Annotated in this window: 22 protein-coding genes; 15 read left to right on the forward strand and 7 right to left on the reverse strand. The window is 65.2% G+C overall.

Annotated features, from left to right (window positions below):
- Positions 1-105 precede the first annotated feature (105 nt).
- Positions 106-1,473, forward strand: coding sequence for a GTP-binding protein (locus U5760_RS07805; protein WP_322010813.1), 1,368 nt, complete (start codon positions 106-108; stop codon positions 1,471-1,473).
- Positions 1,474-1,651: 178 nt separating this feature from the next.
- Here U5760_RS07805 and U5760_RS07810 read toward each other — a convergent pair whose 3' ends face one another.
- Positions 1,652-1,930 (reverse strand): HU family DNA-binding protein, encoded by a 279-nt coding sequence (locus tag U5760_RS07810; protein ID WP_027793103.1) that lies wholly within the window; start codon positions 1,928-1,930, stop codon positions 1,652-1,654.
- 516 nt (positions 1,931-2,446) lie between these two features.
- Between U5760_RS07810 and mnmC the strand changes: the two genes are divergently transcribed.
- From mnmC to U5760_RS07845, 7 genes are all read left to right on the forward strand, one after another.
- Positions 2,447-4,417: a bifunctional tRNA (5-methylaminomethyl-2-thiouridine)(34)-methyltransferase MnmD/FAD-dependent 5-carboxymethylaminomethyl-2-thiouridine(34) oxidoreductase MnmC gene (gene mnmC, locus U5760_RS07815; protein ID WP_322010815.1), complete on the forward strand. Its 1,971-nt coding sequence runs from the start codon at positions 2,447-2,449 to the stop codon at positions 4,415-4,417.
- An 887-nt stretch (positions 4,418-5,304) separates the two neighbouring features.
- Complete coding sequence (locus U5760_RS07820) at positions 5,305-6,510, forward strand: cation:proton antiporter (RefSeq protein ID WP_322010816.1); 1,206 nt, start codon at positions 5,305-5,307, stop codon at positions 6,508-6,510.
- A gap of 117 nt (positions 6,511-6,627) precedes the next feature.
- Entirely contained in the window at positions 6,628-7,743 is a 1,116-nt protein-coding gene (locus tag U5760_RS07825) for a YbdK family carboxylate-amine ligase (RefSeq protein ID WP_322010818.1), read from the forward strand.
- A gap of 707 nt (positions 7,744-8,450) precedes the next feature.
- A complete protein-coding gene (locus U5760_RS07830; protein WP_322010820.1) occupies positions 8,451-9,089 on the forward strand; it encodes a MarR family winged helix-turn-helix transcriptional regulator in 639 nt (212 codons plus the stop codon).
- Between the two features lie 119 nt (positions 9,090-9,208).
- Positions 9,209-9,928 (forward strand): glutamine amidotransferase, encoded by a 720-nt coding sequence (locus U5760_RS07835; RefSeq protein WP_322010822.1) that lies wholly within the window; start codon positions 9,209-9,211, stop codon positions 9,926-9,928.
- 139 nt (positions 9,929-10,067) lie between these two features.
- Positions 10,068-11,180, forward strand: coding sequence for an NADH:flavin oxidoreductase/NADH oxidase (locus U5760_RS07840; RefSeq protein ID WP_322010824.1), 1,113 nt, complete (start codon positions 10,068-10,070; stop codon positions 11,178-11,180).
- A 271-nt stretch (positions 11,181-11,451) separates the two neighbouring features.
- The gene (locus U5760_RS07845; RefSeq protein WP_322010826.1) at positions 11,452-11,973 is read left to right on the forward strand and encodes an SET domain-containing protein; all 522 of its coding nucleotides are present in this window, start codon (positions 11,452-11,454) and stop codon (positions 11,971-11,973) included.
- Positions 11,974-12,078: 105 nt separating this feature from the next.
- Here U5760_RS07845 and U5760_RS07850 read toward each other — a convergent pair whose 3' ends face one another.
- Together U5760_RS07850 and U5760_RS07855 are read right to left on the reverse strand one after the other, a co-directional pair.
- Complete coding sequence (locus tag U5760_RS07850; protein ID WP_322011082.1) at positions 12,079-13,608, reverse strand: sensor histidine kinase; 1,530 nt, start codon at positions 13,606-13,608, stop codon at positions 12,079-12,081.
- Positions 13,609-13,782: 174 nt separating this feature from the next.
- Entirely contained in the window at positions 13,783-14,469 is a 687-nt protein-coding gene (locus U5760_RS07855) for a response regulator transcription factor (protein ID WP_027815974.1), read from the reverse strand.
- A 135-nt stretch (positions 14,470-14,604) separates the two neighbouring features.
- Here U5760_RS07855 and U5760_RS07860 point away from each other — a divergent pair, with 135 nt between their 5' ends.
- Complete coding sequence (locus U5760_RS07860) at positions 14,605-14,835, forward strand: DUF3717 domain-containing protein (protein ID WP_322010828.1); 231 nt, start codon at positions 14,605-14,607, stop codon at positions 14,833-14,835.
- 51 nt (positions 14,836-14,886) lie between these two features.
- On the opposite strand, the gene U5760_RS07865 is transcribed toward U5760_RS07860, so the two are convergent.
- Together U5760_RS07865 and phhA are read right to left on the reverse strand one after the other, a co-directional pair.
- Positions 14,887-15,210, reverse strand: coding sequence for a 4a-hydroxytetrahydrobiopterin dehydratase (locus U5760_RS07865; RefSeq protein ID WP_322011083.1), 324 nt, complete (start codon positions 15,208-15,210; stop codon positions 14,887-14,889).
- Positions 15,211-15,362: 152 nt separating this feature from the next.
- Positions 15,363-16,271: a phenylalanine 4-monooxygenase gene (gene phhA, locus U5760_RS07870; protein ID WP_322010829.1), complete on the reverse strand. Its 909-nt coding sequence runs from the start codon at positions 16,269-16,271 to the stop codon at positions 15,363-15,365.
- 141 nt (positions 16,272-16,412) lie between these two features.
- Here phhA and U5760_RS07875 point away from each other — a divergent pair, with 141 nt between their 5' ends.
- Positions 16,413-16,904 (forward strand): Lrp/AsnC family transcriptional regulator, encoded by a 492-nt coding sequence (locus tag U5760_RS07875; protein WP_322010830.1) that lies wholly within the window; start codon positions 16,413-16,415, stop codon positions 16,902-16,904.
- A 27-nt stretch (positions 16,905-16,931) separates the two neighbouring features.
- Here the strand turns inward: U5760_RS07875 and U5760_RS07880 are convergent, their stop codons facing one another.
- The gene (locus tag U5760_RS07880) at positions 16,932-17,456 is read right to left on the reverse strand and encodes a class IV adenylate cyclase (RefSeq protein WP_322010831.1); all 525 of its coding nucleotides are present in this window, start codon (positions 17,454-17,456) and stop codon (positions 16,932-16,934) included.
- Positions 17,457-17,704: 248 nt separating this feature from the next.
- A complete protein-coding gene (locus U5760_RS07885; RefSeq protein WP_322010832.1) occupies positions 17,705-18,592 on the reverse strand; it encodes a LysR family transcriptional regulator in 888 nt (295 codons plus the stop codon).
- 134 nt (positions 18,593-18,726) lie between these two features.
- Here U5760_RS07885 and U5760_RS07890 point away from each other — a divergent pair, with 134 nt between their 5' ends.
- The 5 genes from U5760_RS07890 (at position 18,727) to U5760_RS07910 (ending at position 25,366) form a co-directional block, all read left to right on the forward strand.
- Positions 18,727-20,250, forward strand: coding sequence for a CoA-acylating methylmalonate-semialdehyde dehydrogenase (locus U5760_RS07890; protein WP_322010834.1), 1,524 nt, complete (start codon positions 18,727-18,729; stop codon positions 20,248-20,250).
- Positions 20,251-20,378: 128 nt separating this feature from the next.
- Positions 20,379-22,097 carry a GMC family oxidoreductase gene (locus tag U5760_RS07895; RefSeq protein WP_322010836.1) on the forward strand — a complete coding sequence of 573 codons (1,719 nt, stop codon included), beginning with the start codon at positions 20,379-20,381 and terminating at the stop codon, positions 22,095-22,097.
- A gap of 386 nt (positions 22,098-22,483) precedes the next feature.
- A complete protein-coding gene (locus U5760_RS07900; protein WP_322010838.1) occupies positions 22,484-23,263 on the forward strand; it encodes an ABC transporter ATP-binding protein in 780 nt (259 codons plus the stop codon).
- Positions 23,260-24,018 (forward strand): ABC transporter ATP-binding protein, encoded by a 759-nt coding sequence (locus tag U5760_RS07905; protein ID WP_322010839.1) that lies wholly within the window; start codon positions 23,260-23,262, stop codon positions 24,016-24,018. The genes U5760_RS07900 and U5760_RS07905 overlap by 4 nt, the downstream gene beginning before the upstream one ends.
- A 130-nt stretch (positions 24,019-24,148) precedes the next feature.
- Positions 24,149-25,366 (forward strand): ABC transporter substrate-binding protein, encoded by a 1,218-nt coding sequence (locus U5760_RS07910; RefSeq protein ID WP_322010840.1) that lies wholly within the window; start codon positions 24,149-24,151, stop codon positions 25,364-25,366.
- Positions 25,367-25,461 lie beyond the last annotated feature (95 nt).

Here is a 25,461-nt window from a genome sequence, read left to right on the forward strand (position 1 = left end):
CGGGCACTCCACGGTCTGCCTGCGCGGTGTGCCCGCATGATGCACAATGCGTTCTAGCGCCGCGTTCGCGCGGCCCGTCTCCGTCTTTCTGACTCCCACACTGCAATGAACCAGCCGCCACTGCCCGTCACCGTGCTCTCCGGGTTTTTGGGCGCGGGCAAAACCACGCTGCTCAACCACATCCTCGCCAATCGCGCCGGCCTGCGCGTGGCCGTGATCGTCAACGACCTGGCCGCCGTCAATATCGACGCCGCGCTGGTGCGCGATGCCGCCGCGCTCGCGTCGCCCACTTCACTCACGCAGCAGGAGTCAGGGCTCGTCGAACTGTCGAACGGTTGCATCTGCTGCACGCTGCGCGAGGACCTGCTCAGCGGGATCAGGCGTCTCGCCGACCCGGCGCAGTCCGGTCAGCACTTCGACGCCATCCTGATCGAATCGACCGGCGTGGCCGAACCCATGCCGGTTGCGGAGAGCTTCGCCTTCGCCGATGAAGAAGGTCATGCGCTCGCCGATTTCGCGCGGCTCGACACCATGGTCACGGTGGTCGACGCGTTCAACTTCCTGCGCGACTATGCGAGCGCCGATCCGCTCGCCGAACGGGGCGTAACGGTGGACGAGGGCGACGACCGCACGATCGTCGAACTGCTGATCGAGCAGGTGGAATTCTGCGACGTACTGGTGTTGAACAAGGCCGATCTCGTGAGCGCCGATGAACTCGCGCGCCTGCAGCACATCCTCAAGCAGATCAATCCGCGCGCGGTGCAGGTGGTGAGCCGCTTTGGCGAGGTGCCGCTCGATCAGGTGCTCAACACGGGCCGCTTCGACTTCGACGAGGCGGCAAGCGCGCCCGGCTGGCAGGCGACGCTGCGCGAGAACCGGCACGAGCATGACCACGATCGCGACGATCACGCGGGCTGCGGCGATCCCGATTGCGGCCACGCGCATCGCGACGACACCGACGCCTATGGCATCGGCAGCTTCGTGTATCGCGCGCGTCGGCCGTTTCACCCCGCGCGCCTGTGGGCGCTTCTGAATCAGGAGTGGTCGGGCGTGTTGCGCTCGAAGGGCTTCTTCTGGCTCGCATCGCGCAACGACATCACGGGCTCGCTCTCGCAGGCAGGCGGCGTGTGTCGTCACGGACCGGCCGGCACGTGGTGGGCCGCGCTTGCCCGCGAAGAATGGCCGCAGGACGACGAGCTCGAACGCGAAATCGCGGCCGACTGGTTCGGCGACGCGAACGACACGCGCATCGGCGACCGCCGCCAGGAACTGGTGCTGATCGGCGTGGATCTCGATCGCGACGCGTGGCAGGCGAAGTTCGATGCATGCCTGCTCACCGACGCCGAATTCGCCGCAGGCCCCGATGCCTGGCAGCACTACGACGACCCGTTTCCCGACTGGGACTTCGACGACGACGAACACGATCACCATCACGATCACGACGGTGACGGCGAGATCGTGCATCGGCACTGAGTCCGTCTCGCGCGCAACTTGTGCAACCGAGAAAGAAAACGGCGCCACGTCGAAGCGATATCGACGCGGCGCCGTTGCTTTTTCGCCTGCTTTTCTACGGTCCGTTTCGCGCGGCATCGACAAACGCGGGCGAAAAAAAACCCGCCAGGGGCGGGTGTCAACTTAAAGCGGCAATCCGTTAGCGCTTGTTGACGGCGTCCTTGAACGCCTTGCCAGCGGTGAACTTGACCGTCTTGGCAGCCGGAATCTTGATGGTTTCGCCCGTCTTCGGGTTACGGCCCGTACGTGCCGCGCGCTTGCCCGAACCAAAGCTGCCGAAGCCGATCAGCTGCACGGCGTCACCCTTTGCCACAGCCTTCTTGACCACTTCGAGGAGCGTGTCCAGCGTCTCGCCGGTTTGCGCCTTGCTAGCGCCCGTCTGTGCTGCGACGGCGTCGATCAGTTCCTGTTTATTCATTGAGAAGTTCCTTATCAGTTTAGGTTGACACGAACAGCGCGAACGCGCCGATTATACGGTCGCGTGCCGCGCCGTCGAGCAGCGACGGTTCCGGAGCACCCCGGCTGGTTCGCGTCGTGGCGCGGAAGCTTGCTCCTCGCTACGACGGCCGTGCTGCCGCTTCCCTGGGCGGCGCTTGCTATGATAGCGCAGCGCAAACCCAATAACGACAAGGGTTTCGAAGATTTGAACCGGTATTCACCCGAATTTGGGCCTGGTGCCCGTTTTTTTCCGTCGCCGCCCTCGAAAAGACCGCCGCGCTGACCATTTCTAACAGTCATGCGTTGCGTCCAGCCAACGCCCGCGCCCCGGAAAGCCAGGCCGGACGGGGGTTTGGAGCGGTCGCGCCGGTGCTCGATCGCGGCTCGATTACGACCCGGCTGCAACCCGGTTCCCACTCGACTGCCACCTTGATTGCCGCGCGATTCACCGTTCTCACCGCGTTTCACTGCACCGTCCTGCCCGTTCGCGATCCTTATGACCGCCATCCTGACTCCCGCCACACTCGCTTTTCGCGAGGACGGTACGCCATTTTCTCCCGCTTACGGCGACATTTATCACAGCGCATCCGGTGCGTTCGCCCAGTCCGAAGCCGTCTTTCTGCACGGCAACGGACTGCCCGAACGCTGGCACGGTCGCAGGGTTTTCACGGTGCTGGAAACCGGTTTCGGCATGGGCGTGAACTTCCTCGTCAGCTGGTTGGCATGGCGAAGCGATCCCGCGCGTTGCGAGCGGCTGCATTTCGTTTCGGTGGAAAAGCATCCTTTTACGCAGCACGATCTGCGCACGGCGCTCGATGCGGTCGTTGCGCACGCACCTCATGGCGCGCTGGCCGCGCTCGCGCACGAACTTGCCGACGCCTGGCCGATACTCGTGCCGGGCACCCATCGGTTCGAATTCGAAGGCGGCCGCGTGACCCTGACGCTCGTCTTCGGCGACGCGCCCGAGGTACTTCCCAAAATGTGGGTGCGCGCGGACGCTTTCTACCTCGATGGCTTCGCACCGGCGAAAAATCCCGATATCTGGTCGCCGGCCATCTTTAAGGCGCTCGCCCGGGTTGCCGGCGAAAACGCAACCTTCGCGACGTGGAGCAGTTCGGGCGACGTCAAACGCGCACTCCTCGCGAACGGCTTCGAATACAAAAAGGTGGAAGGCTTCGACTCGAAGCGCGCCATGCTCGTGGGCCGTTTCGCGCCGCGCTGGCGCGTGCGGCGTTACGAACCGCCGCTGCCGGCTGCCGTGCACGAGCGTCACGCGATCGTCATCGGCGCGGGGCTTGCGGGCTGCGCGCTCGTCGAACGGCTTGCCGCGCGCGGCTGGCGTGTGACGCTGCTCGAGCGCAACGCCGCACCGGCGCAGGAAGCCTCGGGGAATCCGGCCGGCGTCTTTCATCCGCTGATCTCGCGCGACGACAGCAGCGCCTCGCGCATCACGCGTGCGGGCTTTCTGTACGCACGGCAGCGCTGGGCCGCACTCGACGCGGCGGGTCTCGCATCCGCGCGCTCGCACACGGGCCTGCTGCACCTCGCCACCGACGACGAATCGCGCGCCGTCGCCGCCGCACTCGATTCATTCGGTTATCCCAACGAGTTCACCCATGCGGTTTCGCGCGAAGCGGCCCAGCAGATCGCGGGCGTCGCGCTCGCGCAGGGCGGCTGGTTCTATCCGCTGGGCGGTGCGATCGATCCGGCGTCGTTGTGCCGCGCACAATGCGCGGCGGCCGGCCCGCTGCTCGACGCCCGCTTTGGCGTGAAGGCGGCGCGCATCGAACGCTCGGGCGAAGACTGGTGCGTATTCGACGAACAGGGCGTACTTGTCGCCCAAGCCGGCATCGTGATCTTCGCGAATGCGCACGACGCCTCGCGCGCGGCATCGCTCGACCACGCCCCCACGCGCATCGTGCGCGGACAGCTCACGCTCGTCCCGCATAGCCCGCTCGCCGGCCTGCGCGTACCCGTGATTGGCGAGGGCTATGCCGTACCGCTCGCGAACGACGTGACACTCGCCGGCGCCACCTACGAAGTCGACGACGACGACCTCGCCCTGCGTCCCGCCGGACACGTGGAAAACCTGGAACGCGTCGCCGCGATGCTGCCGGAACTCGAAGCGGTCTGCGACGCCGGCCATGCAGACGAATGCAGCGGCCGCGTCGCATTTCGCTGCGTGACGAGCGACCGCCTGCCGATGATCGGCCAGCTCGGCGACGAAGCCGCGGCGCGAGAGAACGCACAACGTCTCGCCGGCGCATGGCCGCTCGACTTGCCGCGCGTACCGGGTCTTTACGGCGCCTACGCCTATGGTTCGCGCGGACTCGTATGGTCGGCGCTGGGTGCCGAGCTCATTGCCTCGCAACTGGAAGGCGAGCCGTGGCCGCTCGAACGCGAGCTCGCCGATCAGCTCGATCCCGCGCGCTTTCTCCAGCGCGCCTTGCGCCAGCGCAATCTTTGAAGCAAACCCGCACGGCTGCGGCACCCAGGTTATCCACCCCGGTCTGTGGATAACCGCGCGGATTGAAGGCGCAACGCGTGTGGAACCGATGTGGACGTAAACGGGGTAACTCGCAAGACCTTCCGGTTGGCCCAAAAGTTACCCCGGGAACGCAGACTGCGCCGCACATGCTTTGCGACCGGTTGTACGAGCGCCAAGTCCATGATCTGCCGAAGTTATTCAGGGTTGTCCACAGGAATGCCGCCCCCTTGTTAACTTCTACTACGTATACATACGGTAAACCGTAAACCCAAAGCTGAAGCCACCGCTCTCGCGCAATGTTCCTCACCGTACGGTTCGCTACGCGATCGATGGCGTACGGTCACTTTTTCCGGCTTCGCGAGAAAACGGACGCAATTACCGTTTCGGAATACCTGTGCCGGATGCGAGGCCAATTGCAAAAAAGCTATGGCACAATCGCCGTTCTTTCCGCGTCGCGTGCCGCAATCGACGGCCGACGCGTCCAAGGAACGGATGCCACCTGTCCTGACTCTGAGTGCACAGGAGAGACGGCAGCGTTCGTTCATCCATCGCGGGCGCAAGCCATCTCACGTACACGCCCGCACCGGTTGTCTGCCGTTTCCGGCACGCCGGCGCCGTGCTTTCCCGCCGTTGCGCAGTCATGCAGCCGCATGGTCGAACGCTAAAGCCGGCGAAGCGCGCACCGGTATCGAATCGTCTGGCTAAAGGGACCCAAGGGACCCACGGAACCAAGGGACTAACGGGGCCGAAGGGCCACGCGCCGGGTGACGGAAACCCATGCGGCACGCCGCTTGCCTGTGCCTCGCTGCGTCCCCGTTGTGATCGATTGCCACCAGACAGCCGGACCGCAAGGAGAAGCCAACAAGATGAAGTCGGCGTTTTCGTTCTTTCCCGCCTGGCCGTTGCAGCTCGACGGTATCTTCTGGGCGGGTCTCGCGCTGCTCGCCGCCGGGTTATGCGGCGAGCTCTGCTATCGGGCGTGGCGACTGCCGCGCATCTCGGGCTATGCCGTCATCGGCCTGATTGCCGGTTCGGCGGGTTTTGGCGTTATCGATACCGAAGTTGCCCAGGCTGCGCGGCCGCTTCTCGACGTCGCGCTCGGCCTGCTGCTGTTCGAACTCGGTAGCCGGCTCGATCTGCGCTGGATCCGCCGCAATCCGTGGCTCATTCTTTCGAGCCTCGCCGAAGCCACGCTCACCTTCGTGCTGGTGCTCGCCGTGCTGCTGTTCCTGAGCGTGCCGGTGATGGTGGCGCTCGTCGTGGCGTCGATCGCCATGGCCACGTCGCCCGCCATGGTGATCCAGCTCAAGACCGAATTGCGCGCCGAAGGGCAGGTCACGCAGCGGCTTCTCACGCTCACCGCGTTGAACAGCATGTACGCGGTCGTCGTCGAAAAACTCGCTTCGGGCTGGCTGCATCAGGAGATTTACGGCAACGTGATCGCCACCATCCTGCAGCCGCTGTATCTGCTCGTGGGATCGCTGATCGTGGCCTATGGGCTCGCGCGGGCCTGCACGTTGTTTTACCGGCGGCTGAGTCCGCAGGACGAGCACTCGTTCGTGGCACTCTTCGGCCTCGTGCTGCTCGCGATCGGCATTGCGCACGTGCTCAAGCTTTCGACGATCCTGAGCCTGCTCGCCGCCGGCATCATCGTGAAGAATCTCGAAGCGCGCCCCCAGTTGTGGCCGCAACATTTCGGCACGGCCGGCTGGCTGCTCACCGTGATTCTCTTCGTGCTCACGCTCACGACATTCGAATGGCACGACATCCTGGTGGGCGGCGTGGCCGCGGCCGGGCTCATCGTCGCGCGATTCGTCGGGAAACTGGTCGGTGTGCTGATCTTCGCGAAGCCGAGCGGACTGGAGTGGAAGCAGGGTGTGGCGCTGGGCGTCGCGCTGACGCCGATGTCGGCACTCGCGCTCCTGCTCATGGAGGACACCTACGAACTCTATCCGAACTTCGATCCGCATCTGCGGGCGATCGTGATGTGCGCGATCGTCGTGCTGCAGCTCGTCGGACCGTGGCTCGTCTATCGCGCGCTGGCGCTCGTGGGCGAGCGCGGCGAGGAATAGCCGTTTTCAGCCATCGATTCTGGCCGCTACCGCAGTGCTGCGGTAGCACTGCGCACCGCACTTCGAGCCACCGGAGGCGGTGCGCCCGTACCCGCAACTTTCTCGCATGGGGATGCCATGTCACTGGAATCATTTGTCGATTCGAAACCGTTCACGTTCGGGATCGAACTCGAAATGCAGATCGTCAACACGCATGACTACGATCTGACGAAGGCCGGCAGCGACCTGATGCGTCTCGTCAAGGATCAGGAGATTCCGGGCAACATCACGCCCGAGATCACCGAAAGCATGATCGAGCTCTCAACAGGCATCTGCACCACGCACGAGCAGGCCGTGACCGATCTTCGCAAGATTCGCGACACGCTCGTCGCGGCCGCCGACCGGCTCAACGTCGGTCTGTGCGGCGGCGGCACGCATGCGTTCCAGCAATGGAGCGACCGCCGTATCGTCGATACGCCGCGCTTTCAATACCTTTCGGAACTCTACGGATATCTGGCCAAGCAGTTCACCGTGTTCGGCCAGCACGTGCATATCGGCTGCCCGGACGCGGACAGCGCCCTGTTCCTGCTGCATTCGCTCTCGCGTTTCATTCCGCACTTCATTGCGCTTTCGGCTTCGTCGCCTTATGTGCAGGGCGTCGATACCGGATTTCACTCGGCACGCCTGAATTCCGTGTTTGCGTTCCCGCTTTCGGGGCGCGCGCCGTTCGTGCTGAGCTGGGAAGACTTCAAGGAGTACTTCTCGAAGATGGTGCACACCGGTGTTGTCAACAGCATGAAAGATTTCTACTGGGACATCCGGCCGAAGCCCGGCTTCGGGACCATCGAGGTGCGCGTGATGGACACGCCGCTTTCGGTCGAGCGGGCCGCGGCGATTGCCTGCTACATCCAGACGCTCGCGCGCCATCTGCTCACCGACCGGCCGATCATGCCGCTCGAGGACGACTATCTCGTCTACACCTTCAACCGTTTCCAGGCCTGCCGTTTCGGTCTCGCCGGCACCTGCGTGAATCCCCAGACGGGCGAGCGGCGCACCATCTCCGAAGACATCCTCGATACGCTCGAGCGGATCGCCCCGCACGGCGAAGCGCTGGGCTCGACCCGGGCGCTCACAGAAATCGGCACGATTGCGCGCGGCCAGGCCAACGACGCCACGTGGCTGCGCGGGGTGGTTGCGCAGGAGAAGTCTTTGCACGAGGCGGTGCGCCAGCAGTGCCTGCGCTGGCGTGCCTGATGCGGGTGCCTGAGATCAGCGCCCGAGATACCTGACTCGCGTGCGAGGGCGCTTTCCGGTGCCCTCGCTCGTGCCTTTCCTGTGCGGCGTTCGTGACCTGGCACGCCCATCGGGGTTAAAACGCGCGCCACGGCGGCTAACCGGAATATTTTTTCGCGGCGAGATCGTTCATTTCGACGTCCTCCAGGATTTCACCGGACTCCCGATTGATGTATTCCCGAGCAATAAAAATTAATCTAACCGGTGCGGGCTGTGGGTAACGGCCGAAAAGCCTGAAAACTCAAAGGTCTGCGAAATGACGGCCACGCGACAGCCGTGCAGATTCCAGTTGCGTTCGGACGAGAAATACGGGATAACCTGGGAAAGCGCCAATGCGGGCCCGTGCGTTATCAAAAGCTTACCCACATACTATTAGCGCGCTTATCAACGGGTTATCCACAATCCACGTTGGATAACTTAGCTGTGCGATTTGCTACTCTCGCATAGAATGTCGTTTTGTCGCGAAGGCCGCGGGGTGAAGACCGCGCCCGAAGCTGTAGCGGCGAGAAAAAATGACTGTCGAAACCACCAGCCAAGCGGTGGGAAGAAGCAGTAATTTTTTGAGATGGTTTGCGATCCGGAATACCGGACGCAGGTTTCCCACAAGTCCGTTGGCCTATGCGGCGGCCGACGACGCAGCGCAAGCTGCCAATAACCAGCGAAAGACTATGAGCGAAGGCGTATATGGAGAGCAGGCAGCCGGGCGGGTGACCCATAGCCTGCTGCGACTCAGCACGGCGATGCGGAGCCAGGCATGGGACTGGGCCGAAGGGGCGGGACTCACGCCGACCCAGGGCGAAATTCTCGTGCTGCTGATGCAGCGCAAGGGGCCGATGCGCCTCGGCGAGATCGCACGGGAGACGGCGCTGACTGCCGCGACGACCAGCGACGCGGTGAGCACGCTCGAGACCAAGGGTCTGGTGGAAAAGCGCCGCGCGCTCGACGACGGCCGCGCCCTCGCGGTGCGCCTCACGTCGCGTGGCCGCACGGCGGCGAAGAAGGCGGCGCAATGGCCGGACTTTCTCGCGAAGGCGGTCGGCACGCTGCGTGGCGACGAGCAGGCGACGTTCTACCGCACGCTCCTCAAGACGGTTTATCAGCTCGAAGTCCAGGAAGCCATTCCGCAGCACCGGATGTGCCTCACCTGCTCGCACTTCGAGGTCAGCAAGAACCCGAAGAAGGTGCCGCATCACTGCAAGCTGCTCGGGATCGACATGACCGATACCGATCTGCGTCTCGATTGTTCGGTGTACGAACAGGCCGACGCGACGACGCAGAAGAAGAACTGGAAGATCTTCGCGGCGTAATTCCTGCGACCTGCGGCCGTTCGCTCCGATGAGCGGGCGCCGCCGCGCGCCGGTAGCGCACTGCCGCCGGCGCGTCCGTTTTTTCTGGCCGACAAGCCTCGCCGAACTGGAAAGCGTCGATGAATCGCGAAGTATTGGCTGTCCGCCATGTGTATTTCGAGGACCTCGGCAGCTTCGAGCGCGTGCTCGGCGAGCGCGGCCGGCTCGTGCGCTACCTCGATGTCGGCTTTGCGCGCCTGCATGCGCTTAATCCTGTTTCGGCTTCGCTGATGGTGATTCTCGGCGGCCCGATCAATGCCTGCGACGACGCCCGTTATCCCACGCTCGGACCGCTTGCGGCCCTCATCGAAAAGCGCATTGCTGCCGGTCTCCCGACGCTCGGCATTTGCCTCGGAGCGCAGTTGATCGCACGCGTGCTCGGCGCGCGCGTCTACGCGGCGCAGCAGGCCGAGATCGGCTGGTCGCTGCTCACGCTCACCGATGCCGGCCGTGCGTCGCCGGTCCGTCACCTGGACGGCCAAGCCACTTCCATGCTGCACTGGCATGGCGATACCTTCGATCTGCCCCAGGGCGCTACGCGCCTCGCGTCGACGCCGGTTTGCGAAAACCAGGCCTTTGCATGGGGCAAGCACGTGCTCGCGCTCCAGTGCCATCCCGAAGTCCGTGCCGATCGTTTCGAGCCCTGGCTGATCGGGCACGCGGCCGAGATCGCCCATGCGGGCGTCGACATCAATGCCTTGCGCGCGGATACGGCGCGCCTCGGCCCACGTCTGGAAGAGCAGGCGAGCCGCATGTTCGGCGAATGGCTCGATGCCGTCGATACGCCTGCGCAGCCTTAAGCCTCTCTGAAACAGCGTCGCGCGGGCGGCGCAATCGAAGCCCGCTTTGGTCCGTCCACGTGGCTTTGGCCGCGCGTCTGCGCGCGAAAAGTCTGCGTGCTATTCTCGAACGCTCCTTGTCCCGTTCGCGATATCTCCCATGAGCCCGCTCTTTACTCCGCTCGCGTTGCGCGGCATGACGCTCGCCAATCGCATCGTCGTCTCGCCCATGTGCCAGTATTCGGCCGTTCGCGGCGAAGCCAACGACTGGCACATGATTCATCTTGGACATCTCGCGCTTTCCGGTGCGGCGATGCTGTGCATCGAGGCCACCGCGGTGGAACCGGATGGACGCATCACGCCGGGCGATCTCGGCTTGTGGGACGACGTGACCGAAGAGGCGCTCGCGCCCGTGCTCGCCGCTATCCGTCGCCATTCGCCGATCCGCGTTGCCATGCAGCTCTCGCATGCGGGGCGCAAGGCGTCGAGCCATGTGCCCTGGGAAGGCGGTCAACTGATTCCGGTGGCCGAAGGCGGCTGGCTGCCCTGGGCACCCTCGGCGCTCCCGCACAAGGAGGACGAACCGCCGCCGCTCGCACTCGACGTGGCCGGCCTCAATCGCATTCGCGAAGCGTTCAGGGCGTCGGCGCGCCGGGCGGCACGGCTTGGCATCGATGCGATCGAACTGCATGCCGCGCACGGTTATCTGCTGCACCAGTTTCTCTCGCCGATTGCGAATCAACGCAGCGACGAATATGGCGGCTCGCGCGAAAACCGCATGCGTTTTCCGCTGGAAGTGTTTGATATCGTCCGCGCGGAGTTTCCGGAAGATCGTCCGGTGGGGGTGCGCGTGTCGGCGACCGATTGGGTCGAAGGCGGCTGGACGCCCGACGATACCGTCGCGTTCGCCGAAGCCCTCAAGGCGCGCGGCGCGGACTGGATCGACGTATCCTCGGGCGGCGTTTCGCCGCTGCAGAAGATTCCGCTCGACCCCGGTTATCAGGTGCCGTTCGCGCGCAAGGTGAAAGAGGCCACGGGCATGGTCACGATCGCGGTGGGCCTCATCACCGATCCGTTGCAGGCCAATCAGGTGATTGCCGACGGCGACGCCGATCTGATCGCCATGGCGCGTGCGATGCTCTACGATCCGCGCTGGCCGTGGCACGCTGCGGCGCAGCTCGGCGCCAGCGTGAACGCGCCGCCGCAATACTGGCGCTCGCAGCCGCGCGATCAGAAAAGCCTCTTTGGCGAGACGAAGATCGGGCAGCGTTGATCGTCGCTTGGCGGCGTGCATCGTATGAGGTGGCACGCGGCACACGCGGCATACGACTCGACACACCGCGTCGACAAGTTGAACGAAGACGCCGCGAGCGTGTACGATTCGAGTTGTGGCGCGCCCGGGCGTGGCACGCGCGCGGCGCCTTCAGGGCGCCGCGTTTGCGTAGGGAGACGCACAGGCAACGCGGCGCTGTCGATCGTCGCGTTGCGTGAATGCCGTTCGCCTCAGCCGGGAGGGTCTCCCCCGTACATCACAAGGATTCTCAATGAGTGGACGCAAGATCGTGGTACGTCAGTCCGGCGTGCACGGTAAGGGCGTGTTTGCGGCGATGCCGATCGAAGCGGGCGTGCGCCTGATCGAATACAAGGGCGAGCGCATCTCCTGGAAGGAGGCGCTGCGGCGCCATCCGCACAATCCGGACGAACCGAATCACACGTTCTATTTCGCGCTCGACGAAGGCGGTGTGATCGACGGCAAGGTGAACGGCAACAACGCACGCTGGATCAATCACTCGTGCGCGCCGAACTGCGAAGCCGAAGAGATCGACGGTCACGTGTACATTCACGCGCTGCGCGATATCGCGGAGGGCGAGGAGCTGTTTTACGACTACGGTCTCGTGATCGACGCGAAGCAGACGCGCAAGCTCAAGCGCGAATACGAATGCCGATGCGGCGCGCGCAAGTGCCGCGGTACGATGCTCGCGGCGCCCGAGAAGGAGAAGGACAAAGAGAAGGGCAAGAAGGCGGCGAAGTCCGGGAAAGCGGAGAAGGGCAAGAAAAAGAAGTGAGCGCAGGCAAGGCGCACAACCTGCTGCAAAACTGCTGCAAAACGAACAAGGGCCGCACTTCGACGTGCGGCCCTTGTTGCTTGGCGCACAGATTGCGGGCGTGCGCTACAGATCCACGGGCGCCTGATTGGCGGCCTTCTTCGACTGCGTGGTGGTCCGCGGCTCGTGTTTTTCGGCAGCGCTTGCGCCTGGGCTTGCTGCCTCGATGCGACGACCCATAAGCGGCACGCGCACGATGAAGCGCGCGCCGCCTTCCGGCGCGTCTTCGTAATGCACGCTGCCGCGATGGAGCGCCATGATGTCGTGGACGATCGCGAGACCCAGGCCCGCGCCGCTATCGACGCCGCTTTCGCTCTGACCGTCGCCGCGGAAAAAGCGCTTGAACAGGTCGGTCTGCTGCGCGAGCGGCACACCGCGTCCATTGTCTTCGACGATGATCTCGGCCATCGGGACGCCATCGGCGATCGCCTGCGTGACCGTGACCGTGATGCGCCCGCCGTCGACCCGCGCGGGCGGCACGTACTTGAGCGCGTTGTCGAGCAGGTTCGCGATTACTTCATGCAGCAGCACCGGGTTGCCGCGCACCATCAGCGGCCGGTCGTTCTCGGGGGCATCGAGGCGCTGGAAGCCGAGATCGACGTGGCTCGCAAGCGCACGCGGCACCCATTCGGCGCCGGTCTCGAAGGCGAGTGCGGCCATGTCGATTTCGACGAAGCGCGCGGCCTGTTCGCCCGGTTCGGCGCGCGCGAGCGAGAGCAGCTGATTGGACAGCCGCACGGCGCGATCGGCGGCAGCGCGCAACTCGCGCACGGCGTTGGTCACCTGCTGCGGTTCGCGCGCGTTGGCCGCCTGCTCGGCGTGCAGCTTCACGGCGGTGAGCGGCGTGCGCAGCTGGTGCGCGGCGTCGGCGATGAACTTGCGCTGGCCTTCGAGCGCGGTCTTTAGGCGGCCGAGCAGCGCGTTCAATGCGCCGGTGAGCGGACGGATCTCGACCGGCACATAGGTTTCGTCCACCGGCTCGAGCGAGGTGTGGGTCTGGCGGTTCAGCGAATCGGCGAGATCGCTGAGCGGGTTGAGCTGCTGGTTCACCACGCGCCACACGATCACCCAGCCGGCCAGCAGCAAGAGCAGCAGCGGCATCATGATGGCGATGAGAAATTCCGCGGCGATGCGCAGGCGATGATGCACGGGCTGCCCCACCTCGACCACGATGGGATTGCCGCTCGCCTGCGGCACGCGCACCTGCGCAACACGCACGGTCACACCCTGATACACGGTTTCGAAGACATAAGCGAAGTGCATGCGGCGCACGTTCGTGCCCTGAAGCGGCAGATCGTGGTCGCCGGCGATCTCCGACTCGCCGTCGCTGATGCGATAGACGAGGTGCTCGATCGGGTCGGAGAACATGGCCTGCGCGAGCGGCGGCACGGTGATGGGCGCGTCGGTGCCGGCGATCTGGATCTGCCTGGAAATGGCCGTGGCGAGGTCGGCGAGCGAGCGGTCAACCACGTTCTGCGTGTATTGCCACGCGAGCCAGTAGGCGATCAGGCCGCTCATCAGCGCGAGCAGGGACAACGGGGCGGCCAGGCGGCGCAGCAGCGTACGGCGCAGACTGTTTGCGGCCGGATGAGACATGATGATGTTGGACCAGGAATGGATCGTTTGCGCGCGGCGCGTCACCGCATGGCGTGCCATGCGGCTGGATCCATTCATTGTACGCGGGCGGCCGCCCGCGCGGCAGGAAGGGCGGGGCGGGGGCACGTGCCGGCCCCGGCCCCCCATCCGCTGGTCTGCCGGTCTCGGTCTGCGTCAGGCGGCCTGGCGGATTTCCTGCAGCAGGTAGCCGAAGCCGCGCACCGTGACGATTTCCACGCGGCAGTTTTCGAGCTTCTTGCGCACGCGGTGCACATACACTTCGATCGCGGTGTCGCCCAGATCGCCGCCGAAGTGCGTGAGGTGGTCCTGCAACTGGGCCTTGCTGACGACGCGGCCGTGACGCAGCAGCAGCATTTCGAGCACCGCGAATTCGCGCGGCGAGAGTTCGAGCGGCTTGTCGTCGTTGAAGATGCGGCGATCGACGCCCGACAGGCGCACGCCGCCCAGCGACACTTCGGGACGCGGCACGTCGCCGTGCGGTCCGCTGCGGCGCATCACGGCGCGGATGCGCGCCTCGAGCTCGGCGGGCTCGAACGGCTTGAGCATGTAGTCGTCGGCGCCCGAGTTGAGGCCCTGAACGCGGTCGTTCAGTTCGTCGCGCGCGGTGAGCACGATGACGGGCGTATGCCGGTTGCTTTGACGGAAGCGCGAGAGCAGCGTCATGCCGTCGATGCCGGGCAGGCCCAGATCGAGAATCACGAGTTCATGGCGATTCTGCGTGAGAGCCTGTTCGGCAAAGATGCCGTCGTGGACCATGTCGACCGTGAAGCCGGCTTGTTCGAGGCTGGACTGGATACCGCGTGCGATGGGGCGGTCGTCTTCGATCAGAAGGAGTCGCATGGGATTCGCTCAAGTACAATGGGTTTAGCGTTTCAGGCACGCAGTTCGCCAAGCGCTGCCGGTCTCCCGGAATTGCACAGCGGCTGAGCTGCGCTACATGCGAAGCGTGCGAGGGCTGCGCGAGTCACGACTAACATGTCCGATATTTCGATCACCGAACTCGAAGCCGCGATTAACTTCTGGCGCAACCGCTCGCCTTCGAGCGGCGATGAACTCACGTTGTGCAAGGAGGCTAGCGCGCTCTCCAAGCCGTATGCGCTGCTGATTGTACAGCGTCAGAACGCCATATCACCTGAACGTTTGGACCCCGCCGCTCGCACGGCATGGGAGTCTTACGTATCCCTCATGAACGGCCTTCAACCCTGAAGGTTTGGACGCCTGACACCCTGCATTATGCTTTCAAATCCGGGTTTTGGCTCACACGCTGAGCGGCCCGGGCGCGATCGAGTCGATGAAGCGCGCGAGCGCGATGTCACGCGAAGTGAGGCCGTTGGCGTCGTGGGTGGAGAGCGTGATCTCGACGCGGTTATAGACGTTGAACCACTCGGGATGATGGTTCATCTGTTCGGCCTTGATGGCCACGCGCGTCATGAAGCCGAAGGCTTCGTTGAAGTCGGCGAAGCGGAAGCTGCGCTGGATGGCGTCGCGCCCGGCCACGGCCTGCCAGCCATGCAGTTCGGCGAGTTGGGTGGCGCGTTCTTCGGATGTGAGTCGGTTGATCATGTCTACACCTGTCGTGATGCGGGCCCGGTGCGGGTTATCGGGGCCGATCAGTCATTTTTTCACGGATGGCGCCGGGGTGCGAGCGAAGCGGACAGGCGGGCAGGCGAGCCCGCAGCGTCCGGCGTTCGATGCTTCTCGTGACGTTGCCTCGCGATGCAACGACCTGGCGCCTAGATGTCCCCGTCTTCCAGCCAGCCTGCGCCCGTGCCGCGCGTGAGGACCGTATCGTCTGCGAGAACGTCGCCGGCGCCGAACGGTGACGCATCGAGCAGCGCAGCCGGATCGGCCAGACGTGCGGCGACCCCATCGCCCAGCGCTTCGAAAAGCTGCTCGAACGACTCGATCACGAAATAGGTCTTCTGGAACGTGTCGATGCGATAGCGCGTGCGCAGCACCCGGTCGAGATCGAAGGCGATGCGGTTGGGCGCCTCGCTTTCCACGCTGTAGAGCGATTCGCCCTTGCTGGAGACGATGCCCGCGCCGTAGATCTTCACGCCATCCGGTGCGCCCGCCTCGTGCATCAGGCCGAATTCCACCGTGTACCAGTAGAGCCTCGCGAGCAGCGTGAGCGCGCGCGGGTCGCGCTCGTGCGCGGCGAGCGCCGCCCGGCCGTAAGCGTGGATGGCATCGGCGAAGACCGGGTCGGTGAGGAGCGGCACGTGGCCGAACAGATCGTGGAAGCAGTCCGGCTCCTGCAGATAGTCGAGCTGGTCCGGTCGGCGCATCCACCAGGTCACCGGAAAGCGCCGGTTAGCAAGGTGTTCGAAGAAAATGCGGTCGGGAACGAGGCCCGGCACTGCCACGATGCGCCAGCCCGTGGCCGGCATCAGGCGCGCGCTCACGGCCTCGAACGACGGCACGTGCGCGACGTTCAACCCGATGTTTTCCGCACCCGCGAGAAAGGCATCGCTCGCGCGGCCCGCGAGGAGGGTGGTCTGCCGGCGGTACAGCTGGTCCCAGACGGCGTGATCGACGGCGCCGTAGCGGGCGAGCGGCTGGTCGATCGTGAAATCGGGACGGGTCTCCAGCCCGGCGTCGAACTGCTCCTGCAGCTTCGCGGTGGCGGCAGCGGCGGCCATGTTTGTAACGCTCCACTCAATACGATTACGGAGATGCAAGTGTAGAGCGGGAGGCGCGCGGCATGTGCGCGTATTGGACGCCGTGAGGTTTCAATATGCAATAATCACGCATCAAATACGGAATCGATGCGAATTTCATTCATGCTTGAACTCGATCACTTCGATCTCGCGCTGCTGGACGTCCTGCAGCGCTTTGGCCGCGCTACGCACCAGCAACTGGGCGAGCAGGTGCCGCTTTCGCCTTCGCAGATCGGCAGGCGCTTGCAGCGCCTCGAAGCTTCGGGGGTGATCGACGGGTATCGCGTCGTGTTGCGGCCCGAGAAGCTGGGCCTGGGCGTCACCGCGTTCACGAGCCTGAAGCTCAAGCATCACGGCGACTCGATCATCGAGCAGTTCCAGCAGCAGATCGACGTGCTGCCCGAAGTGCTCGAATGCCATGCGGTGGTGGGCGACGCCGATTATCTGCTGCGTATCGTGGCGCCGGATCTGAACGCGCTGTCGTCGTTCGTCATGAAGAAGCTGATGCGCGTGCCCGGCGTGGACAGCGTGCGCTCGAACATCGTGCTCACCACGTTCAAGCGCAACGGGCCGCTGCCGCTCTCTCACCTGGAGCCGGGCGCGAGCGCGCCCTGACTTCGGGTTATCTCGGGTGCCTGGAACTCAAGCCGCGACCGGCGTGTTGAGCAGATCGACATAGGCGAGCGCCACCAGGTCGCTTTCCTCCACGCCGAGCTTCTTGAACATCGCATGGGCTTCGGCCTCGCCGCCCTGTTCGTCGTCGTCGGGGCCCAGCACCACTTCGAGCTCGACGAAATCGCCCAGGCCGTCCACGCGGTCCAGATGGATGCGCGTGCGGCCCACGAGGTACACGTGGCGCTCCTTCGAGACGATGCCGCGCGTGGTCAGCGCCGTGGCGAGGAGCGAATGCATGGCCTCGGCGTTGGTCACCGGGCTGCGCGTGTAGTAGGAGGCCTTCGGGCCGTCGCGGTCGTCGCGCTGGTAGAAGATCAGCTCGGGCGGCGTGCCGTCGTCGAACTGGCGCAGCTTGAGGCGGCCGCGCGGGACGTCGTAGAAGAAGTCCTGCTGGCGAAAGATCAGCGGAGCGTCGGGGGCGATCTGGGCGGCGCGCTCGCGCAGCGCGTCGAATTCGCGGGCGCGGGCTTTGATTTCGATGTTGCGGGCCATGCAAGCTCCTGTCTGTCGGGGATACGAAGGGGGGCGGAGGCGCTCTGGCGAGCGAGGCTCCACGCTCGCCGCGCGGCGCCCGGGTTGCGGGGTTGCGGGGTTGCGATATGGCTCGTGAGGCCGCCTGGGATGCAGCGGCAGTACGATTCGCGCGGGCGAAATTCGAATCTAGCAAAACTTGCGTGACCGCGCTGTTACACCGCGCCGGTTGCCGCCTTGCCGTGGCGCGTCGCCCTCATGAGCGGCGCTCATATCGCCCATTGGGTCTCGATGGCCTTGAGCGCGGCCGCGATGGCCGGTTCGTCGCGGCGCGAATCGAGGGTGATGAAGGTGAGTTCGGTGGGCACCGTCACGCCTTCCACGATGGTGAGCGCGTGCGCGTGAGCTTCGGCGATCGCAGTGGCGTCGCGCGCCAGCGTGAGCCCGACGCCCGACTTCACGAGATCGAGCATCGACGGCTCCTGGTCCACCTCGGCGACCTTGACGGGCTTCGCGTTCGCCGCTTCGAACAGGTGCGTGAGGAGCCGGTTGTGCGCGGAGGCGGGCGGCGTCCAGATCCAGGGGAGCGCGGCGAGCGAGCGCCAGTCGCGCGCGCCTTTCACGCGGTCCTTCCAGCCGGCGGGCGCCAGCACCCGGTACTGGAAGCGCGTGAGCGTGATGGTGTGGAAGGTCGCCGCATCCGGGCCTGGCTGGCCGATGTAGTAGCCCACGTCGAGCTCGCGGGCCCGCACCTGGTCGAGCACCCAGCCCGACATGCCATGGCGCAGCGCCGTTTCGATCCGCGGCCAGTTTTCCACCAGTTGCCGCAGGAAGCCGCCGAGGCGCAGAAACGCGGGATCGAGGATCGTGCCGATGCGCAAGCGCCCGCGCACTTCGTGGCGCAGCGCAGCAGCGGCGCGCTGCACGTCGCCGGCGGCGGCGAGCGCCCGTTCGGCATGCGGCAGCAGCGCCTGGCCGTCGCGCGTGAGCGCGAGGCCGTGCGAGGTGCGCGTGAAGAGCGCGACGCCCAGCGTCTCCTGGAGGTGCTTGATCTGCAGGCTCACGGCGGGCTGCGTCAGATGCAGGTGCCCGGCCGCGCGCGTGAGATTGCCCTCGCGGGCGACCGTGACGAAGGCGCGGAGCAAGGTCAGGTCCATCTCGTGATATTAACCCGCCTTATATCGCTATTGAGCATTAATCATTGGATCGGCGTGCGTATTGGCGATTACGCTTCCTTTTGAGATTCAGACGATTCAGGCGGGATTCAGACGAACCGACAAAAGAGGCACACATGGGCGAGACACATCTGAACGACGCGGCCGTGCGCACGCTGACGCACTACGTCGACGGCCGGCCGCAAAGCGGCACGGGCGAGCGTTATGGCGACGTCTTCAACCCGGCCACCGGCAAAGTGAGCGTGCGCGTGCCGCTCGCCACCGTCGCCGAAGTCGATGCCGCCGTCGCGGCGGCGAACGCGGCATTCCCCGCATGGAGCGAGATGCCGCCCATCAAGCGCGCGCGCATTCTCTTCAAGTTCAAGGATCTGCTCGACCAGCACCACGACGAACTCGCCGAACTCATCACGCGCGAGCACGGCAAGGTGTTTTCGGACGCGAAGGGCGAGGTGATGCGCGGCATCGAGATCGTCGAATTCGCGTGCGGCATTCCGAATCTGCTGAAGACCGATTTCACCGACCAGATCGGCGGCGGGATCGACAACTGGAACCTGCGCCAGCCGCTTGGCGTCGTGGCCGGCATCACGCCGTTCAACTTCCCGATGATGGTGCCGTGCTGGATGTTTCCGGTGGCGCTCGCGTGCGGCAATACCTTCGTGTTGAAGCCTTCCGAGCGCGATCCCTCGGCGTCGTTGCGCCTCGCCGAACTGCTCAAGGAAGCGGGCCTGCCCGACGGCGTTTTCAACGTCGTGCACGGCGACAAGGTGGCCGTGGACGCGCTTCTCGCGCATCCCGACGTCACCGCGCTCTCGTTCGTCGGCTCCACGCCGATCGCCGAATACATCTATACGGAAGGCACGAAGCACGGCAAGCGCGTGCAGGCGCTCGGCGGCGCCAAGAACCACCTCGTCGTGATGCCGGACGCCGACCTCGACCAGGCCGTCGATGCGCTGATCGGCGCGGCCTACGGTTCGGCGGGCGAGCGCTGCATGGCGATTTCGGTGGCCGTGGCCGTGGGCCATATCGCCGACGAACTCGTCGAGCGTCTCACGCCGCGCGTGAAGGCGCTGAAGATCGGCAACGGCATGGACAGCGCGTCCGAAATGGGCCCGCTCGTCACGGGCGCGCATCGCGCGAAAGTGAAGGGTTATATCGACGCCGGCGTGAGCGCGGGCGCGAAACTCGTGGTGGACGGCCGCACGCATGCGGTCGACGGTCACGAGGACGGTTTTTTCCTCGGCGGCACGCTGTTCGACGATGTGAAGACCGATATGACGATCTATAAGGAAGAGATCTTCGGCCCGGTGCTTTCGGTCGTCCGCGTGCCCGACTTCGCGAGCGCGGTCGAGTTGATCAATCGCCACGAGTTCGCCAACGGCGTGTCGCTCTTCACCTCGGACGGCGGCGTCGCGCGGGCGTTCTCGCGCCAGATCAAGGTGGGCATGGTGGGGATCAACGTGCCGATTCCGGTGCCCATGGCATGGCACTCGTTCGGCGGCTGGAAGCGTTCGCTGTTCGGCGATCACCATGCGTATGGCGAAGAAGGCGTGCGCTTCTACACGCGCTACAAGAGCATCATGCAGCGCTGGCCGGACAGCATCGCGAAGGGCGCCGAATTCACGATGCCCGTCGCGAAGTGAGTGGGCGGAATCGTCATGCGTAGTAGAACGTAATAAAGGGTGAGGGCGACGCGCAATCGCGTCACCCGCACCAGAAACGCCAGAACAATCAGGCCGAACCCAGTCAGGCCATCGAGCAGGAGACAACCATGCCCGCGACCCAGGAACCCTCGGAAGGACGATCGTCCTCGCGTCGCCTCGAAGGCGAGTTCGATTATGTGATCGTCGGGGCCGGCACGGCGGGCTGCGTGCTCGCCAACCGTCTCACCGAAGATCCGGACGTCTCCGTGCTGCTGCTCGAAGCGGGCGGCCAGGACGACTACCACTGGATTCACATCCCCGTCGGCTACCTCTACTGCATCGGCAATCCGCGCACCGACTGGCTCTATAAAACGCAGGCGGAAGCGGGCCTGAACGGGCGCGCGCTGGCGTATCCGCGCGGGCGCGTGCTGGGCGGATCGTCGTCGATCAACGGCATGATCTATATGCGCGGCCAGCGCGAGGACTACGACGCCTGGGCGCGCGTGACCGGCGATTCGTCGTGGTCGTGGGACGCCGTGCTGCCCGTGTTCCGGCGCAGCGAGGACTATCACGGCGGCGCGAACGCATTCCACGGCTCGGGCGGCGAATGGCGCGTGGAGAAGCAGCGCCTCAAGTGGAAGATCCTCGAATCGTTCGCCGAGGCGGCCACGGAACAGGGCATTGCCGCTACCGACGACTTCAATCGCGGCGACAACAGCGGTGTCGGCTATTTCGACGTGAACCAGAAGCGCGGCGTGCGCTGGAACGCATCGAAGGCGTTTTTGCGCGCAGCGATGAAGCGGCCGAATCTCACCACCGTGACCGGCGCGCTCACCGAACGCGTGATCTTCGAAGGCAAGCGCTGCGTGGGGGTCGAATACCGGGGAGGCGGCGTCGATTACGTGGCGCGTGCGCGCGGCGAAGTGATCCTCTGTGCGGGCGCGGTGAACTCGCCGCAATTGCTCGAGCTTTCCGGCATCGGCGAGGGAGGGCGGCTCGCGGACCTCGGCATTCCGGTCGTGCAGGATCTGCGCGGCGTGGGCGAGAACCTGCAGGACCATCTGCAACTGCGCATGGCGTATCGCGTGAACGGCGTGCGCACGCTCAACACGGCTTCCGCGCACTGGTGGGGCAAGCTCATGATCGGCCTGCAATACGCGCTCTTCCAGAGCGGGCCGATGTCGATGGCGCCGTCCCAGCTCGGCGCCTTCGCGAAGTCCGACCCCGACGACCCGGCGCTCACGCGTCCCGACCTCGAATATCACGTGCAGCCGCTCTCGCTCGACCGCTTCGGCGAACCGCTGCACCGTTTCAACGCCTTCACGGCCTCGGTGTGCAACCTGCGGCCCACGTCGCGCGGCAGCATTCACATCGCCAGCGCCGATCCCGCAGCGGCGCCCGCGATCGCGCCCAACTACCTTTCCACCGATCACGACCGGCGCGTGGCCGCGAACGCGCTGCGCCTCACGCGGCGCATTGCGGGCTCGGCGGCGCTCGCACGCTACCGGCCCGAGGAAATCCTGCCGGGCATGGCGTTCCAGACCGAGGCGCAGCTGCGCGAGGCGGCGGGCAACATCGGCACGACGATCTTCCATCCGGTGGGCACCTGCCGCATGGGCCGCGCCGACGATGCCGACGCCGTGGTGGATTCGCGCCTGCGCGTGCGCGGAGTGGAGGGGCTGCGCGTGGTGGATGCATCGGTGATGCCGTTTATTACATCGGGCAATACGAATTCGCCGACGCTGATGATTGCCGAACGCGCCGCGGCCATGATGCGCGCCGACCGTAAAGAAGGCGCGAGCGCACGCCCGAGCGTCGATGCCGCTGCACCGTTGACCGTGAGCTGACCGATGCGCTGAAACACGGTCGGCGCAGCGCACTATCCAGGACGCGCACCCGGGGTTCCGGGCGCGCGCGCCGTCGCTCATCCCAAGCTCCTGAACGCGTTGACTGTCTTCGCGAACGCACCGGCAATGTGTCGTGATCGCGCATTCATCGTGCGTCGAACGGCTGCCATCCCCGCGCTGTCACAGAGCGCCCCGGCGGCCACGAACCCTAAGTGCAAATCCCAATGATTGCGGTGCATCATTGGCGAGACAATGCGCGGAAACGGTTGGTGTGGAGACGCTTCCAGCGATGCTGAAAAGCACATGCACCCGCCGCTGTCGGCATTCGTGCGGCGGCTCGCGCGAACAACGTGCGTAGCTAGCCATTACATCGCGTGGAAGGGGACATGATTCTCGGCGACACGATTCTGGAAACCCGCGGCCTCACCAAACAGTTCAAAGGCTTCACGGCCGTGAATGGAGTGAACCTGCGCGTGTGCCGCGGCACGATACACGCGCTGATCGGACCCAATGGGGCAGGCAAGACCACTTGCTTCAACCTGCTCACCAAATTCCTCGAACCGAGCGACGGGCGCATCGTCTTCAACGGCATCGACATCACGCACGAGCGGCCCGCGCAGATCGCGCGGCGCGGCATCATCCGCTCGTTCCAGATCTCGGCGGTGTTTCCGCATCTCACGGCGCTGCAGAACGTGCGGGTGGGGCTGCAACGCGCGCTCGGCACCGCCTATCACTTCTGGAAGAGCGAGCGCACGCTCGCCGAACTGGACGACCGCGCCATGGATCTGCTCACCCAGGTGGGCCTCACCGATTTCGCGGACGTGCCCACCGTCGAGCTGGCCTATGGACGCAAGCGCGCGCTCGAAATCGCCACGACGCTCGCGATGGAGCCCGAACTGATGCTGCTCGACGAGCCGACCCAGGGGATGGGCCACGAAGACGTGGACCGTGTGACGGCGCTCATCAAGAAGGTATCGAGCGGCCGCACGATCCTGATGGTCGAACACAACATGAACGTGATCGCGGGCATCTCCGACACGATCACCGTCCTGCAACGCGGCGAGGTGCTGGCCGAAGGCAGCTACGCCGAAGTATCGAAGAATCCGCTCGTGACGGAGGCCTATATGGGCAGCGCGGATGCGGCCCTGGCAGGAGCCCACGCATGAGCACGGTGACGGAAAAAGAACCGGTGACCGAGGGCGCCGCGGCGTCCGGCGAGCCCGCGCTCGCGATTGCGGGATTGCAGGCGTGGTACGGGGAATCGCACATTCTGCACGGCGTGGATATCACGGTCGGGCGCGGCGAGGTGGTCACGCTGCTCGGACGCAATGGGGCGGGGCGCACCACGACGCTGCGCGCCATCATGGGTCTCACGGGGCGCCGCACGGGTTCGATCCGCATCGGCGGCCGCGAAACCATCCAGATGCCCACCTATCGCATCGCACACTGCGGCGTGGGCTATTGCCCCGAAGAGCGCGCCATCTTCGCGAGCCTCTCGTGCGAGGAAAACCTGCTGCTGCCGCCGCAGGTCAACGCGAACGCGCCGGGCATGTCGCTCGACGAGATCTACGCCATGTTTCCCAATCTCGCTGAGCGGCGCCACAGCCAGGGCACGCGGCTTTCGGGAGGCGAGCAGCAGATGCTGGCCGTGGCGCGCATCCTGCGCACGGGGGCGAACCTGCTCCTGCTCGACGAGATCTCCGAAGGCCTCGCGCCCGTGATCGTGCAGGCGCTCGCGCGCATGATACTCATGCTCAAGTCGCGCGGCTACACGATCGTCATGGTCGAGCAGAACTTCCGCTTTGCGGCGCCGCTTGCCGACCGCTTCTACGTGATGGAACACGGCCATATCGTCGAGCAGTTCGGCGTTGCCGAACTCGACGCCAAGATGCCCGTGCTGCACGACCTGCTCGGTGTCTAGGATCCAGAGGAACGCGCGTTGCGGCCGGCGGGAATGAGCCTGCCGTGCCGCGCGCGATGTGCCTGCTTCGCTGTTTTGCCTCCGCTGTAAAGCCCGGATAACAACGCAACCAGAAAAGAAGGAGACTGCAATGAAGAAAACGACGTTCGCGCGGCTCGCCACGCTCTTTGCCGCCGCAGCGGCTGCAACGGTGATGGGCGCAGGCAGCGCGCAGGCCGCCGACGATACGGTGAAGATCGGTTTCATCACCGACATGTCGGGCCTGTATGCGGACGACGACGGCCAGGGCGGTCTCGAAGCGATTCGCATGGCGGTGGCGGACTTCGGCGGCAAGGTGCTCGGCAAGCCGATCGAGGTCCTGTACGCGGATCACCAGAACAAGGCGGACATCGCGGCTTCGAAGGCGCGCGAGTGGATGGACCGCGACGGGATCGACATGCTGCTCGGCGGCACCAACTCGGCCACCGCGCTCTCGATGAATCAGGTCGCGCAGGAGAAGAAGCGGGTGTACTTCAACACCGGCGCCGGCACCGACGCACTGACCAACGAGCAATGCACGCCGTACACGGTTCACTACGGCTACGACACGGTGGCGCTCGCGAAGGGCACGGGCCTCGCGGTGCTCAAGCAGGGCGGCAAGACCTGGTTCTTCCTGACGGCCGACTACGCGTTCGGCAAGTCGCTCGAAAAGAACACCGCCGACGTTGTGAAGGCGAACGGCGGCCAGGTGCTCGGCGAGGTTCGCCACCCGCTTTCCGCTTCCGACTTCTCCTCATTCCTGTTGCAGGCGCAAGCATCGAAGGCGCAGATCCTCGGCCTCGCGAACGCGGGCGGCGACACGGTCAACTCGATCAAGGCTGCGAAGGAATTCGGCATCACGAAGACGATGAAGATCGCCGCGCTGCTGATGTTCCTGCCCGACGTGAACAGCCTCGGGCTCGAAACGACCCAGGGCCTCGTGCTGACGACCGGCTGGTACTGGGACCAGAATGACGCAACGCGCCAGTGGTCGCAGCGCTATTACGACAAGATGAAGAAGATGCCGTCCGAGCTGCAGGCGGCGGACTACTCGGCCGTGACCAACTACCTGAAGGCCGTGCAGGCGGCCGGCACGACCGACGCCGACAAGGTGATGGCGCAGTTGAAGAAGACGAAGATCGACGACTTCTATACGAAGGGCGGCTATATCCGCCAGGACGGCGTGCTGATCCACGACATGTATCTGGTGGAGGTGAAGAAGCCGTCCGAGTCGAAGCGCCAGTGGGACTACTACAAGGTCGTGCAGACGATCCCGGGCGAGCAGGCCTATACGACGAAGCAGGAGAGCCGCTGCGCGCTCTGGAAGTAGCCGCAGCGCCAGCGCGGCACGCGGCGCGGCAGGACCGGGGTCGGGGCGACCCGGCCGGCGCGCCGCGTGCCGCACGAATGCGATCTTGAGGGGGT

It is taken from the genome of Paraburkholderia sp. J12 (assembly GCF_905220215.1).
Lineage (GTDB): Bacteria > Pseudomonadota > Gammaproteobacteria > Burkholderiales > Burkholderiaceae > Paraburkholderia.